Below are 14,793 nucleotides of genomic sequence, written 5' to 3'. Positions count from 1 at the left end.
TTATTCTGCGCAATAGCAAGGTTTTTGTCCAAAGGTATAGGTTAAAGTAATACCTGAAAAAACATACCAGTCATTATTATTTAAATTTCCAAACTTTAAAATGTTTGAACTACTTGTATCAGGGTTGCTTCCGTCAATGTTGTCTGTGAAAGTATAACGTACTCCAGTTTCAAGTCCTAATACGAAACGTGGTGTTATGTTCGATTTTATACCTAGTATAAAAGGTATAGCAAGAGAGCTTGAGTTTTCGGAATATATTATGTTTGGATCTGCTGGTTGGCGATATCGATACAAATTATCATACAGGAAAAAATTTAATCCTGAAAATACATAAGGAGTTATTTTTGTATGATAATCATGCAGATTAAAATCAAAGAAATTAAATTCTAAACCAGCAGAAAACTCTTTTATATCATTGTCAAAGCGATAACCTCTTCCGCTTCTTCCGCTTTCGTCAGATTTGAGGTCATTTCCACTAACATTTGATTGAGTGTAAGAGAATCTCCAGGAATGTCTAGGGCTTCTATTCCATTTATACAGAATACCAAAAGCTAGTTTTTCTGGGTTGATATAAGTTGTTTTACCAACATCTCCAACAAAGTTGCTTCCACCAAGAAAAACACCAATCTCATTGATTTGAGCATTAAGTGTAATAAAGGGGAAAAAACATAACAATAAATTAAAAATTTTCTTCATTTAATTCAAAATTGCGTGCAAATATAATAATTATCAATACGAATCAAAGTTCCTTTGCTTAAATGTGCTTTTTTTTCAATTTACGTTATGATTTTGAGCCATTTAATGATGATTCACTACATGCAGAACGAGAAAATGTGGTATTATCGTATAGTGAAGAATCAGAAAAGAGTTTAATTTCTTTTATCTTCTCCCCAGAGCAGTTTGTTTCTCAAGGTCTTTAAGAAAGTTTCGCCTGGTATTTCAACCATTTTAATTTTGTAATCTGTCTTTTTAATTTTTAAAATAGATTCATTTTTCACAGAGGAAATTCTCGAATCTAAAGAAACTAGGTATTGGTCTTCTCTTCCTGTTACGCGCAGTGTAATTTCGGTATCGTCAGGAATAACAAGAGGTCTGGCAGTTAAATTGTGTGGGGCAATTGGCGTAATAACAAGGCTTTTTACATCTGGCGTTAAAATTGGTCCGCCACAGCTAAGCGAATATCCTGTTGATCCGGTTGGCGTTGAAATGATTAATCCGTCGGCCCAATAAGAATTTAAATATTCATTGTTCAAATAAGTTTCAACCGTAATCATCGAAGTCGTGTCTTTTCTGCTCACTGTAACTTCGTTCATTGCAAAATTAAGTTCTTTGAAAGCCTCGTTATAAGGTTCACAGCTTAATCCTAACAAAGTTCTTTCAGAAGTGGTGTAATTTTGGTCTATTACATATTGTAGTAAACTTTCGATATTCTCTTTCTGAACTTTAGCAAGAAAACCTAATCGGCCTGCATTTATACCTAATAAAGGAACTCCAGAATTACGAACAAAAGCAGCGGCTCTTAAAATAGTACCGTCACCTCCAATACTAATCAGCATTTCAAAACTATTGTCTAAAGCAGTACTTGGAGAAAAAGTTTTGTATTCTTTTTTTACAAGCTGTTTTTCGTAAAGCATTTTCAGGAAATTTTCTTCAATTACCATTTCAACGTTATTGGTATTGAAAAATTTGAAAATGTCTTTTATAATAGGTTCTGTGCTATTCTGATAGTATTGTCCGTAAATGGCTATTTTCATTCTATTTAAATTAGATAATTTGTCAATGTGTCAATTAGATAATTTGCAAATGTGAAAAATGTCTAATTAACTAATTTTCTCATTGGCACATTCAAAATCTATATATTAAGGTATTTGTCTAAATAATCTGATCGCTCTTTTAAGCTGTTAATATAGGTATCTTCCTGATGTTCAGAAATAATTTCGTAACCGTATCTTCTATAGGTCTGGATAATCTCATTAATTGCTCCTAAACCAATTTTTACCGTAATCTGAACATTGTTTTCTGTATCAGCTTCAGAAACAAAACAGCCTAAAACTTTTCCGTTATTGCTTTCTATAATTTGGGTTACCTCACTCATTGAATAATCCAAAAGACCTTTTTGTACAATAATAATAGCGCCTGGTTCTTTTAAAAATGGAGTTTCCTGAAAAAACTTCATAATGTCTACCATTTCATAATAGCCAATATAATTATTGTTTTCGTCAAGAATAGGAAGGATGTTTGTGTGGTTTTTTGCAAAGACCTCTAAGACATCAAGCCAGATCATCGATTTTCTGGCAAAAAAACGTTCTAAAGTATATTTGTAGTCAATTGCTTTTTTGTCAATGTCAAACGTTTCGACATCATCAGAAGAAATGCTTCCAATGAAAGTACCATCTTCTAAAATCGGAAAATGAGAAAAATTTACATCGATAAAAAAGTCCTGAATCGAGGCTATCGTTTCCTGACTGTCAATCGCTCTGAAATCGTTTGTGATATAGTTTGTAATTTCTGTCATAAATCAATTGAGGATATTTGATGCAAAATAATCAAAAAATACCGAAAACCGCTCTGTTTTACTTTGTATTTTTGTCGTAACAAATATAAGGTTACTAGAATTAATATCTATTTATATGACAAAATTAAGTGTAAATATCAATAAAATTGCAACGCTTCGAAATGCTCGCGGCGGAAATGTTCCTGATTTATTAAAAGTGGCTGCAGATATTCAGCGATTTGGCGGGCAAGGAATTACTATTCACCCACGTCCAGATGAGCGCCATATTCGTTATCAGGATGCGCGCGATTTAAAAGCAGTCGTTACAACAGAATATAATATTGAAGGAAATCCGCAGCATAATTTTATTGATTTGGTTTTAGAATGCAAACCAGACCAAGTAACCTTGGTTCCAGACGCAATTGGCGCTATAACTTCTTCTGCAGGTTGGGATACAATAAAAAATCAAGAATATTTGACAGAAGTGATTCAGGAATTTCAAAGAAACGGAATCAGAACTTCGATTTTTGTTGATCCGATTTTGGAAATGATTGAAGGAGCTAAAAAAACGGGTACAGATAGAATTGAATTGTACACAGAATCTTTTGCGCACCAATACGATTTAGGAAACGAAAGAGGGATTGATCCTTATGTTGAAGCCGCTAAATTGGCAAATGAATTAGGTTTAGGAATCAATGCTGGACACGATTTGAGTTTGGATAATATCAAGTTTTTTAAACAAAATATTCCAGGTTTATTAGAGGTTTCTATCGGTCATGCTTTAATTTCAGAAGCGCTCTATTTAGGTTTAGATAATACGGTGAATATGTATCTGAATAAATTGAAATAAGAATTTTAGTTTTTTGAATTTAAATTTTTAGATAATGATAATAAACCAGATTCCATTATTTTCAGAAATTAAAGAAATTATTCTTCAATCTCGTCAACGTGTTTTTAGAATGGCAAATTCAGCATTACTTGAAACATATTGGGAAATTGGGAAGCTGATTGTTGAAGCTGAACAAAAAGGAAAAGATCGTGCAGACTATGGCAAATCAACTTTAAAGAATTTAGCAAATCAGCTTACAGTAGAGTTTGGAAAAGGATTTGATGAAAGAAACTTAAATAATATGCGGGCTTTTTATAAAGCTTTTCCAATTTGGAACGCATTGCGTACTGAATTGAGCTGGACACATTATCGTTTATTATCAAGATTAAATTCTAATGAAAAAATCAAATATTATTTAAATGAAAGTATAGTAAATAATTGGAATAGCAGAACGCTTCAACGACAGATAAACTCATTAGCTTTTGAGCGTGTTTTAGAGCATAAGGATATTGAAGCAAAACCAGAAACAATTCATAGTCTAATAAAAGATCCTTATATATTTGAGTTTTTAGGATTGTCGCCAGAAAGTAAAAATTCTGAGCGAAGTATAGAAACTTCTATTATAGATCATCTGCAACAATTTCTGTTGGAATTTGGAAAAGGATTTGCTTTTGTTGCAAGACAACAACATATAGTTACAGATACCTCTGATTTTTATATTGATTTAGTATTCTATAATTATATTTTAAAGTGCTTTGTTATTATTGATTTAAAAACAGGTTCCTTATCTCATCAGGATATTGGGCAAATCGATATGTATGTTCGTATGTACGATGATTTGAAAAAAGGAGAGTCTGATCAGCCGACAATTGGAATTTTGCTCTGTTCGGAGAAAGATGAAACGATTGTGAAATATTCGGTACTGGCTGATAAGAAAAGTGTTTTTGCAAGTCAATATTTACTTTACATGCCAAAAGAAGAAGAATTAAAAGCATTAATTGAAAACAATATTCAAAGATTTGGATTAGAAAAAGAGAATTAAATCTCAAAAAATAAATATTTAAATATGTTATACTCAAAAATAGAAGGCGAAGGAAAACCATTTGTCATCATGCACGGCTTTCTCGGAATGTCTGACAATTGGAAAACTCTTGCTGGACAATATGTAGAAGCCGGATTTCAAGTTCATATTTTAGATTTAAGAAACCATGGACGCAGTTTTCATTCAGACGAGTGGAGTTATGAGGCAATGGTGCAGGACGTTTATGAATACTGTCAAGCAAATAATCTAACACGAATTGATATTCTAGGACATTCAATGGGAGGAAAAGTTGCGATGCTTTTTGCGACTACGCATCCAGAAATTGTAGATAAGTTGATTGTGGCAGATATTGGTCCGAGATTTTATAAACAACATCATCAAGATATTTTAGCAGGATTAAATGCCGTTGATTTTTCGGTAAAGCCAAGCCGAAATGACGTAGAAGCAACTTTGTCACAATATGTTCCCGATTTTGGAACACGTCAGTTTTTATTGAAAAATTTATATTGGAAAGAACCAGGACAATTAGCTTTTAGATTTAATCTGCCAGCTTTTAATAATAATCTGGATGCGATTGGAAAACCTTTGCCAGATGGTTTAGTTTTTGACCAGCCGACATTGTTTATCCGCGGTGGAAATTCTGGCTATATTCAAGATGCAGATCTTGACGGAATCCGTCAGCATTTTCCAAATTTAAAATTAGAAACGATTCCAAACGCTGGGCATTGGCTTCATGCCGAAAATCCGAAAATGTTTTTCGAAATGACAGCTTCCTTTTTAAAAGAGTAGTTTTTGTGATAAAAATTTTAGTACATTTATTTAAAATTTAAAAGAAAAAGTTATGAAATTAATACTTAGACTTCTTGTTACAGCAGCCTTGGTTTTGTTACTGTCTAACCTTTTAACTGGTGTTCACGTGGCAAGTTTTGGAACAGCTGTAATTGTTGCTTTTGTTCTAGGATTGCTTAATTTGTTTATAAAACCAATATTGGTTATCCTGACATTACCAGTAACAGTAGTTACTCTCGGATTATTTTTATTAGTTATAAACGCCATCATTATTTTGCTTTGTACAAAGATTGTAGGAGGCTTTGCAGTAGATTCGTTCTGGACAGCATTAATATTCAGTGTAATTTTGTCTATTCTGCAATCTATCACCTATAAAATACTGGGAGACGATAAATAAAACATTATGGCAGATTAAAACTGCTTCTAATACAATAGATTAAAAACTTGGTTGGGTTGCAAAAATTTTATAATTTTGCAACCCAATTTTATTATGTAAATTAAAGAAGAAGATGGATATTAAAAGAGTAGCAATAGACGCTGTAAACGAGACAATCGTTATGAACGTTGTTCATATGGATTATAAAGGTCAAGTAGCAAAAAGAATTAACGAAAAAATGCCTTTAGCGCAAGTTAAAGGATTTAGAAAAGGTGCCGTGCCTAAAGATCTTGTTGAAAAACAATACGGAAAAGCTATTAAGCAAGAAGAGATCAAAAAAGTAGTTGATTTGGCTTTAGAGCGTTATATTCAATCTGAAAGATTAAATCTTTTAGGAACTCCTCTTGCTAAAGTAAATGAAGATTTTAACTGGGATGCTGAAGAATTAACTTTCGAATACGAAATTGGTTTAGTGCCAAACTTCGAAATTGATTTAGAAGCTAAAAATGATATCGTAAAATATATCGTTACTGCTGACGATAAATTAATCGACGGACAAGTAGAGCGTATCCAAAAACAATTTGGAAAAGCAATTCCTCAAGAAGTATCTGATGAAAACTCAGACTTAACTGGAACATTCTCAAACGAAGCTGAAGGAATCGACAATACAACTACAATTGCAGTTAGCGCTTTCAGTAAAAAAGCTGGAAAACAATTCGTAGGTAAAAAAGTTGGAGATGTTGTTACAGTAAGCACAAAAGGTTTATTTGAAGACGATCACCAATTAATGGATTACTTAAAAGTTGGTCACGAAGGTGTTCACGGTTTAGATGTTGAAGTAAACTTTACTATCAGCGCTATCAATGGTTCTGAGCCAGCTGAATTAAACCAAGAATTATTTGACAAACTTTTTGGTGAAGGAAAAGTAGCTTCTCTAGAAGATTTAAAAGCTAAAATTAAAGAAGATGCTGAAGCACAATTTGCACAGCAATCAGAGCAAAAATTATTATTAGACGTTCAGGATTTCTTAATCGAAAACACAAAATTTGATTTACCAGCTGAATTCCTTAAAAAATGGTTGCAAACTGTAGGAGAGAAAAAATTAACTGCAGAAGAAGCTGAAGTTGAATACGCAAGATCTGAAAAAGGTTTACGTTTCCAATTAATCGAAGGAAAAGCTTTAGCGCAAAGCAATATCCAAATTACATTTGAAGACTTAAAAGCTTTTACATCAAACGCTATCAGACAGCAAATGGCTCAATTTGGACAAACAAATCCAACTGACGAAGAAGTAGAAGGAATCGTGGCTAGAGTTTTATCTAACCAAGAAGAAGTAAAGAGACTTTCTGAGCAAGTTGTGGCATCAAAAATGTTAGATATCTTCAAAGAAAAAGCTAACCCAACAACTAAAGAGGTTACTTACGAAGAATTTATCGCTGCTTCTTACGGAGAATAATTTCTAAAATAATATTCATATTAAGAGCGTCAGGAAGTTTTTTCCCGACGCTCTTTTGTTTTAATTTATTTTTTGATTACTTTTCAGAAGCTAATCCAGCTATCCGTTGCAAGTTTTTTTATTGTCGCCTTTTTTTGTAAGGTAAAAAAAGAGCTTCCGTTGGTCGCTTTTTTCTACCAACAAAAAATAGTTGTCAATTAAAAAAAGCTTTCCACTGCTATCTGGGCTAGAAATAGGACAAATTGACATTTTTTTGAAAGAGGTACAACCTTTGATGAGAAAATAATATCATTATAACATAAACTTAGAACACTACAATATGAACTACGGTAAAGAATTCAAGAAATTTGCTACAAAGCACCAAGGAGTAAACGCAATGTATTACGATAAAATAGTAGCAGCAATGACTCCAACAAACATGACTCCATATATTATTGAAGAACGCCAGTTGAATATTTCTCAATTAGACGTTTTCTCAAGATTAATGATGGACAGAATCATCTTCTTAGGAACAGGTATCGACGATCAGATCGCCAATATCGTTCAGGCTCAGTTATTATTTTTAGAAAGCGCTGATGCTTCAAAAGATATTCAAATTTATTTAAACTCTCCAGGAGGAAGTGTTTACGCAGGTTTAGGAATTTACGATACAATGCAATACATCAAACCAGATGTAGCAACAATCTGTACAGGAATGGCAGCTTCTATGGGAGCAGTTTTATTATGTGCAGGAGCAGCAGGAAAACGTTCTGCATTGCCTCACTCAAGAGTAATGATTCACCAGCCATCTGGAGGAGCGCAAGGAGTTGCAACAGATATGGAAATCAACTTACGTGAGATGTTAAAATTGAAAGATGAATTATACAACATCATTTCACAACACTCTGGACAGTCATTCGAAAGAGTTCACAAAGACAGTGAGCGTGACTATTGGATGAAAGCTGACGAAGCAAAAGAGTACGGAATGATTGACGAAGTATTAAGAAGAGGATAATTTTCTTAAAGCGTCTAAGTTATTAAGATGCTGAGTTACTGAGGCTCTTTGTAATTTCAAAAATCATAAATAAAGTATAAGATTAAGCTGTAAAGAAGTTAAGTTTTTAAGTTTTAGGTCAAAAAGCTTAGAAACTTAGTATCTTTGCAGCTTAGTAACATAAATAGAATGGCAAAAGTAGTATTAGAATGTTCGTTTTGTGGAAGAAAGAAGCCAGAAACTAATTTATTAATTGCGGGTATCAATGCACATATTTGTGATAAATGTATTGAACAAGCACACGGAATTGTATTAGAAGAATTAAAATCTAGCGGAAGCGCAAAACTAGTTGGGGACTTAATTTTAAAGAAACCAAAAGAAATTAGAGCTTTCCTGGATCAATATGTTATTGGTCAAGATCAGACTAAAAAAGTAATGTCGGTTGCGGTTTACAATCACTACAAACGTTTAATGCAACAGCAATTGGACGACGAAGTGGAGATTGAAAAAAGTAACATCATCATGGTGGGACAAACCGGAACAGGAAAAACATTAGTAGCAAAAACAATTGCAAAAATGTTAGACGTTCCGTTGGCAATTGTTGACGCAACAGTTTTGACAGAAGCAGGTTATGTTGGAGAAGACGTAGAAAGTATTTTGACACGTTTACTTCAAGCTGCAGATTATGATGTGGCTAAAGCCGAAAGAGGAATCGTATTTATTGACGAAATTGATAAAATTGCCCGTAAAAGTGATAATCCGTCAATTACGCGTGACGTTTCTGGAGAAGGTGTTCAGCAGGCATTATTAAAATTATTAGAAGGAACAGTTGTAAACGTACCGCCAAAAGGAGGACGTAAACATCCAGACCAGAAATTTGTTGAGGTAAATACTCAAAACATCTTGTTCATTGCCGGTGGAGCTTTTGATGGTGTAGAACGTATTATTTCAAAACGTTTAAACCGTCAGGCAGTGGGTTACTCAACTTCTAAAAATGTTGACAATATCGACAAAGACAATTTGTTGCAGTATATTATTCCAAAAGACATCAAAGACTTTGGTTTGATTCCTGAAATCATTGGCCGTTTACCGGTCTTAACGCACATGGATCCTTTGGATAAAGAAACGCTTCGTGCTATTTTAACGCAACCTAAAAATGCTTTAATCAAACAATATCAGAAATTGTTCTTAATGGATGATGTTGAATTTACGATTACAGATGAAGCATTAGATTTTATTGTAGATAAAGCTTTAGAATATAAATTAGGAGCTCGTGGATTGCGTTCTTTATGCGAAGCTATCCTGACAGACGCCATGTACGAACTGCCAACTTCAGACGATATCAGTCTGACAATTGACAAAGAATATGCAGAACATACATTAAGCAAAAACTTATTGAAGCGTATGGAAATTGCTTCTTAAGTATTGAAAATATTATTTTCTAAAAACCTGTTCATTTATTTGAACAGGTTTTTTTTATATTTTATTTCATGTTATTTCTTACATTTGTTTTAGCCGATTCGTTTAATCATAAGTTTTAAATATGGATTTTGGAAGTATGGAAATTGGTTTGCTGATATGGCAAATTGTTCTTTTTGTTTTTTATGGTGCTTTTTTTGGAATTATTTTTTATACTTTGTTTTTGGTTATAAAAGCACTTAAAAAGTATTTAAGAGAATAAAAAAATAAGTTGAAACTTAATCTGGTAATTAAATTATGAAGATACTATATTGCTTCATTATTTTTTTTGCGTTGTGGTTTTGTGTCCAAAAGAAAGAGGATAAATCACTTTTGCTTCCAAAAAAGGAAAACAAGTTATTTGAGGCGAAATCAGATTATAGTTCTTATTACAAAGAAGCTTTAGCATTTTGCAAAACCAACAATTACAATCAAAATTTCTTTTTTCTTATTGATTTAGGATTGCATTCTGGCTATAAAAGATTTTTTATTTACGATTTTAAGCAAAACAAAATTGCAAAATCTTATATGGTGAGTCACGGCTGTGGCGATAACCAATGGGGAAGAACTTCTTCTAAAGAAAAACCGCAGATTAGCAACGAGTTCGATTCGCATTGTTCTTCAGTTGGAAAATTCGTTGTTTTAGATCGCGGTGTGAGTCAGTGGGGCATAAAAGTAAATTATGTTTTGCAGGGAAAAGACAAAACAAATTCGAATGCACGAAACCGTGCCATAGTGCTCCATTCTTGGGATGCAATTTCAGATAATGAAGTTTATCCAGAAGGAACGCCAGAAGGTTGGGGCTGTCCAGCAGTTTCAAACGAAAGCATGAAAGAAATCGATGAGCTTTTGAAAAACAATAAAAAAGTCCTGATGTGGATTATCAAGACTTAATATGATATCGCCATCGTGGCTTACTTTGTAATCGTCAAATAAGTGGGCTTAGCAATGACTTGGTCATTAAGCCAAACATTTTTTTTGGTAGTAGAGTTTTTTGTTCTCGAATATTCAACTTTTACAATGTCTTTGTCATTTTCATTCCATTGAATATAAGTTTCGGGAAATTTCTCTTTAGGATTGTGGTTTAAGAAAATTCGAATTGCATATCGATCTGAATTTTGGTAAATCATGAAAAAATTAGGAGAATCTAAATTGGCTTGATATTGTGGAACCAATTTCCCGTCCAATAAAAAAAGTATTTTTATTTTCTTTGGGTCGTAACTATCAGGATTGCTCGGATTCAATAAATCTTCATTTTTAGAATTAACAACACTGAAGTCTATAGAGGCATCAAGATTAAAACCTTCAATAATGTCTTCTTTAAAAGGATCAGAATCACAACCAATAGAAACCAATAGAATTAGTAAAATACCAATAGCTTTTTTCATTATTTTAGGATTTAGAAATTTCAAATAAAAATAAGAAAATTTTTAACAAAACCAACTTTTTTTATTGAACCCTAAACTTCTCTCGATATTCAATAGGTTTCATTCCGACCATTTTATAAAACACTTTCCTAAAAGCTTTCGGATCGTTATACCCCGTTTTTTCTATGATTTCTGAAATCGAAAGTTGGGTTTGTTCCAAATATTTCTTGGAGCTTTCTACTCTAATATTCTGAAGATATTCAATTGGCGGAATTCCCGTTACTTGTTTAAAACGTCGTGTCATGTTTCTTGCACTGGTCGGAATATCTTTGGTAATTTCTTCCAGTTTTTCAATTGTATGATACTGACTTTCTATTTTTTGCTGTAACATGGCAACCAAAGTGTCATTGTGTAAATGATTAGGCCTGAAAGTGCTAAAATAGCTTTGTTTGTATCGATTTAAATCTATCGAAAATATTTTAGCGATTTTTACCGCCATTTCGTTACCACAGAATTTCTGGACTAAAAGTATCAATAGGTGAAAGGTAGAGGTCGAGCCTCCGCTTGTGTACAAACTTCCGTCAGCAGTTAAAGTCTCTTCAGGTTTTAATTTGACCATCGGGAAAGCTTTTGTAAAAGCACTGCAAGCATCTACATGCGTGGTAGCTAATTTTTCGTTTAGCAAACCTGACGCAGCAAACAAAAAAGCTCCTGTACAAAAACTGGCTAATTCAGCTCCAGCTTGATGTTGTTTTTTCAGCCAGGGAATAAAATTTTTATTCTTTTTAATCATCTCGCTCATATTGTCGGTAGTAAAAGCGGGAATTAAAATTAAATCTAAAATACTATCTGAAGACTCAATAGCATTGCTTTTATATCCAAATAAATTTCCTTGATCGGCTTGTTCTTGCGATTGAAAAATCATTATTTCAAATGGTTTTTCGTTTCCCGAGGTAAGTTTGTTTGCGGTTTCAAATACTTCTAATATCGCTGCTATACTTAATAATTTATAGTCGTGAGGTACGATTAAACCTAATTTCTTGCTCATGATATTTATAGTTTTTTGGAGGTTCAGTTTATACAAAAATAAGTAAATTGTCTTAAATGCCCCTAAAAATGACTTTTATTGACATTTTAACTAATCTTAATATTTTAAATTTGTTTTAATTAATTCGTAATTTTATAAAGATGAAAACAAAAATATTCTTAAATCTTGCCGTAAAAGATTTAAAACGTTCAATTGATTTTTTTACACAGTTAGGTTTTTCATTCAATGAAAAATTTACTAACGAAAAAGGAACCTGTTTAGAAATAGGAGAAAATATTAACGCTATGCTTTTGGTAGAAGAGTTTTATCAGACTTTTACAAAAAAGCAAATTTGCGACACAAAAACAACAAGCGAAGTTCTTATTGCGATTTCTGTAGAAAGTCGTGAAAAGGTGGACGAAATTATGGAGAAGGCCGTTAAGGCAGGAGGAACTGATTACAACCAGTCACAAGATTATGGCTGGATGTATCAAAGAACTTTTCTGGATATAGACGGACATCATTGGGAAGTGTTTTATATGGATGAGAATAATATTCCAAATAATCCAGAATGATTTCGGTACAATGCATAATAAATGCATCAATTGCAAAGGTTTGGGAATTATGGACTTTGCCAGAACATATTGTAAATTGGAATTATCCATCAGAAGAATGGCACACAATTGCGGCAGAAAATGATTTAAAAATCAATGGTCAATTTAAATATACCATGCAGGCAAAAGATAAAAGTGCAACATTCGATTTTGAAGGAATATATACAGAGATAAAAGTTCTTTCTTTAATTGAATATATGCTTTCTGATAATAGAAAAGGAACTATTCTCTTTGAAGAGCATAATGGCAACGTAAAACTTACTGAAATATTTGAACCCAATCTTCAGGATTCAGAAGATATGCAGAAACAATGGTGTCAGACAGTAATAGATAATTTTAAGATCTATGCTGAACATATTAAGAACAATAATTAACTAAAAAAATAAAAATGATCACAATACAAACAACCGTTAATGCATCTCTAGACAAAGTTTGGAATTTTTGGAATACACCAGAACATATTACAAAATGGAGCTTTGCTTCTCCAGATTGGCACACACCTTATGCAGAAGTTGATTTAAGAGAAGGGGGCAAATTCAAATCGACTATGGCAGCAAAAGACGGAAGCATGAGTTTTGATTTTGAAGGCGAATTTACTCTGGTAAAAACAAACCAAGCAATTTCTTATGTGATGGCAGACGGAAGAAAGGTTGAAATTACGTTCACAGAAACTCCAAATGGTGTTGAAATAATTGAAAGCTTCGATCCAGAAACTCAAAATCCAGAAGAAATGCAGCGCGCTGGCTGGCAGGCCATTTTGGATAATTTTAAGTCTTATGTTGAGCAAAATTAGATTCAAAGTCTTCAGAAGTTACAAAGTTGCAAAGTGACAAAGCAACAAAGATTTAATGCGATGCGGTAAAAGTGAAGGATTTTATCGTTAAGCAAAAAATAAAAACTTAGCGTCTTAGTGCCTTCGTGGCAAAATGTATTCACAAAAGTTAAAAGATTTACATTTAAAATTTACTTACATAACTTATATGGTTTAAAAAAAAGAAGAAAAAATATCTAACCCAACAAAAAAAAACAAAAAATGACAAAACAAATATGGTTGAATCTTCCTGTAAAGGACGTAGCAAAAGCGAAAGATTTTTTCTGGAAAATAGGTTTTTCGTTTAATGAACAGCATGATACGCCAAGTTCGACGTGCATGATTGTAGGAGAAGGGCATTTTGTAGTAATGCTTTTTGAAGAAATGCTTTTTTCAAGTTTTTCTCAGCACAATCTCACCGATACAAAATCAAGTTCTGAAGTCTTGATTTCGATCGATGCAGAAAGCAGAGAAGAAGTAGATGAATTAGCAGAAAAAGTCAAAGAAGCTGGCGGAACTGTTTTTTCGCCTCCTGCAGAAAGTCAAGGATGGATGTATGGCTGCGGTTTTGCCGATTTGGATGGTCATCGTTGGAATGTTTTATTTATGGACTTTAGTAAATTACCCGGTTAATATGGAAAAATTAGTATTTAACATCGATGTAAAGGCTTCCAAAGAGAAGATTTGGAAAGTCTTATGGGACGACGCAAACTACAGAAAGTGGACAAGCTCTTTTTGTGGAGAAAGTTACGTGCAAACGAATTGGAACGAAGGCGATAAAATTTATTTTTTAGGGTCTGGCGGAGAGGGAATGAACAGTATAATTGAAACTAAAATTCCGAACGAATACATGGCGTTTAAACATATGGGCGAGCTTAAAGATTTTAAAGAAGTTCCGCCAAATGAAGAAACGAAAAAATGGATAGGAGCAATGGAAACCTACAGATTAATTCAAAAAGGAGATGTAGTTGATCTTCACGTAGAAGTTGACGTAATCGAAAAACATATAGATTTCTTCAAAGAAGCTTTCCCAAAAGGATTGGAAACGATTAAAGAGTTAGCAGAGAATTAGTTCTCAGTGTTAAGGACTAGAAACAACAAACAATAAAAAACATCATGGCAGCAGTAAACCCATATTTAATGTTTAACGGGACATGCGAAGAAGCATTCCTATTTTATAAATCAGTTTTTGGCGGAGAATTTCCGTATATCGGAAAATTCAAAGATGCGCCTGCAGAAGAAGGAGAAGTACTTTCAGAAGAAGCTTTAAATCGAATTATGCACGTATCGCTTCCAATTGGGAATACCATTTTAATGGGAAGCGACACGCATCCAAGATACGGAGACGTAGGTTTTGGAGATAATTTCTCTATTTCTATCAATGCAGAAAGCACAGAAGAAGCAGACCGAATTTTCAACGGACTTTCGGCTGGAGGACATGTAGAAATGCCACTGGCAGATACTTTCTGGGGAGCTTATTTCGGAATGTTCAAAGATAAGTTCGGCATCAACTGGATGGTCAATTTTGATAAAAATGAACCAATGAAATAATCAAAA

The 14,793-nt window shown here is 33.2% G+C and carries 19 protein-coding genes; 14 read left to right on the top strand and 5 right to left on the bottom strand.

Annotated elements, in window-relative coordinates; translation table 11 throughout:
* The 3 genes from Q9Q97_RS17980 to Q9Q97_RS17970 form a co-directional block, all read right to left on the bottom strand.
* A complete protein-coding gene (locus Q9Q97_RS17980) occupies positions 1-696 on the bottom strand; it encodes a DUF6089 family protein (protein WP_306159622.1) in 696 nt (231 codons plus the stop codon).
* 173 nt (positions 697-869) lie between these two features.
* Complete coding sequence (locus Q9Q97_RS17975; protein WP_306159620.1) at positions 870-1,754, bottom strand: NAD kinase; 885 nt, start codon at positions 1,752-1,754, stop codon at positions 870-872.
* Positions 1,755-1,852: 98 nt separating this feature from the next.
* Positions 1,853-2,515 carry a CBS domain-containing protein gene (locus tag Q9Q97_RS17970; RefSeq protein WP_306159618.1) on the bottom strand — a complete coding sequence of 221 codons (663 nt, stop codon included), beginning with the start codon at positions 2,513-2,515 and terminating at the stop codon, positions 1,853-1,855.
* 115 nt (positions 2,516-2,630) lie between these two features.
* Between Q9Q97_RS17970 and Q9Q97_RS17965 the strand changes: the two genes are divergently transcribed.
* From Q9Q97_RS17965 to Q9Q97_RS17930, 8 genes are all read left to right on the top strand, one after another.
* Positions 2,631-3,344: a pyridoxine 5'-phosphate synthase gene (locus tag Q9Q97_RS17965; protein WP_306159616.1), complete on the top strand. Its 714-nt coding sequence runs from the start codon at positions 2,631-2,633 to the stop codon at positions 3,342-3,344.
* 34 nt (positions 3,345-3,378) lie between these two features.
* A complete protein-coding gene (locus Q9Q97_RS17960; RefSeq protein WP_306159614.1) occupies positions 3,379-4,365 on the top strand; it encodes a YhcG family protein in 987 nt (328 codons plus the stop codon).
* A 24-nt stretch (positions 4,366-4,389) separates the two neighbouring features.
* Positions 4,390-5,154: an alpha/beta fold hydrolase gene (locus Q9Q97_RS17955; RefSeq protein ID WP_306159612.1), complete on the top strand. Its 765-nt coding sequence runs from the start codon at positions 4,390-4,392 to the stop codon at positions 5,152-5,154.
* Between the two features lie 52 nt (positions 5,155-5,206).
* Positions 5,207-5,551, top strand: a complete 345-nt coding sequence (locus Q9Q97_RS17950; RefSeq protein ID WP_306159611.1) for a phage holin family protein — start codon at positions 5,207-5,209, stop codon at positions 5,549-5,551.
* 112 nt (positions 5,552-5,663) lie between these two features.
* Entirely contained in the window at positions 5,664-6,986 is a 1,323-nt protein-coding gene (locus Q9Q97_RS17945; protein WP_306159609.1) for a trigger factor, read from the top strand.
* A gap of 319 nt (positions 6,987-7,305) precedes the next feature.
* Entirely contained in the window at positions 7,306-7,980 is a 675-nt protein-coding gene (clpP, locus tag Q9Q97_RS17940; protein ID WP_306159607.1) for an ATP-dependent Clp endopeptidase proteolytic subunit ClpP, read from the top strand.
* Positions 7,981-8,148: 168 nt separating this feature from the next.
* Complete coding sequence (gene clpX / locus Q9Q97_RS17935; protein WP_306159605.1) at positions 8,149-9,381, top strand: ATP-dependent Clp protease ATP-binding subunit ClpX; 1,233 nt, start codon at positions 8,149-8,151, stop codon at positions 9,379-9,381.
* 294 nt (positions 9,382-9,675) lie between these two features.
* Positions 9,676-10,311: a murein L,D-transpeptidase catalytic domain-containing protein gene (locus Q9Q97_RS17930; protein WP_306159603.1), complete on the top strand. Its 636-nt coding sequence runs from the start codon at positions 9,676-9,678 to the stop codon at positions 10,309-10,311.
* A gap of 20 nt (positions 10,312-10,331) precedes the next feature.
* Here Q9Q97_RS17930 and Q9Q97_RS17925 read toward each other — a convergent pair whose 3' ends face one another.
* Together Q9Q97_RS17925 and Q9Q97_RS17920 are read right to left on the bottom strand one after the other, a co-directional pair.
* Complete coding sequence (locus Q9Q97_RS17925) at positions 10,332-10,805, bottom strand: hypothetical protein (RefSeq protein ID WP_306159601.1); 474 nt, start codon at positions 10,803-10,805, stop codon at positions 10,332-10,334.
* 61 nt (positions 10,806-10,866) lie between these two features.
* Positions 10,867-11,832 (bottom strand): GlxA family transcriptional regulator, encoded by a 966-nt coding sequence (locus tag Q9Q97_RS17920; protein ID WP_306159599.1) that lies wholly within the window; start codon positions 11,830-11,832, stop codon positions 10,867-10,869.
* A gap of 140 nt (positions 11,833-11,972) precedes the next feature.
* Between Q9Q97_RS17920 and Q9Q97_RS17915 the strand changes: the two genes are divergently transcribed.
* From Q9Q97_RS17915 to Q9Q97_RS17890, 6 genes are all read left to right on the top strand, one after another.
* A complete protein-coding gene (locus Q9Q97_RS17915) occupies positions 11,973-12,386 on the top strand; it encodes a VOC family protein (protein ID WP_306159597.1) in 414 nt (137 codons plus the stop codon).
* Positions 12,383-12,799 (top strand): SRPBCC domain-containing protein, encoded by a 417-nt coding sequence (locus tag Q9Q97_RS17910; protein ID WP_306159595.1) that lies wholly within the window; start codon positions 12,383-12,385, stop codon positions 12,797-12,799. The genes Q9Q97_RS17915 and Q9Q97_RS17910 overlap by 4 nt, the downstream gene beginning before the upstream one ends.
* A gap of 14 nt (positions 12,800-12,813) precedes the next feature.
* The gene (locus tag Q9Q97_RS17905) at positions 12,814-13,218 is read left to right on the top strand and encodes an SRPBCC family protein (protein WP_306159593.1); all 405 of its coding nucleotides are present in this window, start codon (positions 12,814-12,816) and stop codon (positions 13,216-13,218) included.
* A 240-nt stretch (positions 13,219-13,458) separates the two neighbouring features.
* The gene (locus Q9Q97_RS17900; protein WP_306159591.1) at positions 13,459-13,869 is read left to right on the top strand and encodes a VOC family protein; all 411 of its coding nucleotides are present in this window, start codon (positions 13,459-13,461) and stop codon (positions 13,867-13,869) included.
* Position 13,870: 1 nt separating this feature from the next.
* Positions 13,871-14,308 (top strand): SRPBCC domain-containing protein, encoded by a 438-nt coding sequence (locus tag Q9Q97_RS17895; protein WP_306159590.1) that lies wholly within the window; start codon positions 13,871-13,873, stop codon positions 14,306-14,308.
* Between the two features lie 44 nt (positions 14,309-14,352).
* Positions 14,353-14,787 carry a VOC family protein gene (locus Q9Q97_RS17890; RefSeq protein WP_306159588.1) on the top strand — a complete coding sequence of 145 codons (435 nt, stop codon included), beginning with the start codon at positions 14,353-14,355 and terminating at the stop codon, positions 14,785-14,787.
* Positions 14,788-14,793 lie beyond the last annotated feature (6 nt).

It is taken from the genome of Flavobacterium sp. DG2-3, from assembly GCF_030730925.1.
Classification (GTDB): Bacteria; Bacteroidota; Bacteroidia; order Flavobacteriales; family Flavobacteriaceae; genus Flavobacterium.
The sequence above is the reverse complement of the archived record's forward strand: the minus strand, read 5'-3'. Positions and strand labels throughout refer to the sequence as shown.

Excerpts from the sequence above, each read along its gene's own strand:
- Q9Q97_RS17920 (WP_306159599.1), bottom strand. The coding sequence starts at position 11,832 with ATGAGCAAGAAATTAGGTTTAATCGTACCTCACGACTATAAATTATTA.
- Q9Q97_RS17930 (WP_306159603.1), top strand. The coding sequence starts at position 9,676 with ATGAAGATACTATATTGCTTCATTATTTTTTTTGCGTTGTGGTTTTGT.
- Q9Q97_RS17975 (WP_306159620.1), bottom strand. The coding sequence starts at position 1,754 with ATGAAAATAGCCATTTACGGACAATACTATCAGAATAGCACAGAACCT.
- Q9Q97_RS17905 (WP_306159593.1), top strand. The coding sequence starts at position 12,814 with ATGATCACAATACAAACAACCGTTAATGCATCTCTAGACAAAGTTTGG.
- Q9Q97_RS17980 (WP_306159622.1), bottom strand. The coding sequence starts at position 696 with ATGAAGAAAATTTTTAATTTATTGTTATGTTTTTTCCCCTTTATTACA.
- Q9Q97_RS17950 (WP_306159611.1), top strand. The coding sequence starts at position 5,207 with ATGAAATTAATACTTAGACTTCTTGTTACAGCAGCCTTGGTTTTGTTA.
- Q9Q97_RS17965 (WP_306159616.1), top strand. The coding sequence starts at position 2,631 with ATGACAAAATTAAGTGTAAATATCAATAAAATTGCAACGCTTCGAAAT.
- clpP (WP_306159607.1), top strand. The coding sequence starts at position 7,306 with ATGAACTACGGTAAAGAATTCAAGAAATTTGCTACAAAGCACCAAGGA.
- Q9Q97_RS17970 (WP_306159618.1), bottom strand. The coding sequence starts at position 2,515 with ATGACAGAAATTACAAACTATATCACAAACGATTTCAGAGCGATTGAC.
- Q9Q97_RS17915 (WP_306159597.1), top strand. The coding sequence starts at position 11,973 with ATGAAAACAAAAATATTCTTAAATCTTGCCGTAAAAGATTTAAAACGT.
- Q9Q97_RS17945 (WP_306159609.1), top strand. The coding sequence starts at position 5,664 with ATGGATATTAAAAGAGTAGCAATAGACGCTGTAAACGAGACAATCGTT.
- Q9Q97_RS17925 (WP_306159601.1), bottom strand. The coding sequence starts at position 10,805 with ATGAAAAAAGCTATTGGTATTTTACTAATTCTATTGGTTTCTATTGGT.
- clpX (WP_306159605.1), top strand. The coding sequence starts at position 8,149 with ATGGCAAAAGTAGTATTAGAATGTTCGTTTTGTGGAAGAAAGAAGCCA.
- Q9Q97_RS17900 (WP_306159591.1), top strand. The coding sequence starts at position 13,459 with ATGACAAAACAAATATGGTTGAATCTTCCTGTAAAGGACGTAGCAAAA.
- Q9Q97_RS17910 (WP_306159595.1), top strand. The coding sequence starts at position 12,383 with ATGATTTCGGTACAATGCATAATAAATGCATCAATTGCAAAGGTTTGG.
- Q9Q97_RS17955 (WP_306159612.1), top strand. The coding sequence starts at position 4,390 with ATGTTATACTCAAAAATAGAAGGCGAAGGAAAACCATTTGTCATCATG.
- Q9Q97_RS17890 (WP_306159588.1), top strand. The coding sequence starts at position 14,353 with ATGGCAGCAGTAAACCCATATTTAATGTTTAACGGGACATGCGAAGAA.
- Q9Q97_RS17895 (WP_306159590.1), top strand. The coding sequence starts at position 13,871 with ATGGAAAAATTAGTATTTAACATCGATGTAAAGGCTTCCAAAGAGAAG.
- Q9Q97_RS17960 (WP_306159614.1), top strand. The coding sequence starts at position 3,379 with ATGATAATAAACCAGATTCCATTATTTTCAGAAATTAAAGAAATTATT.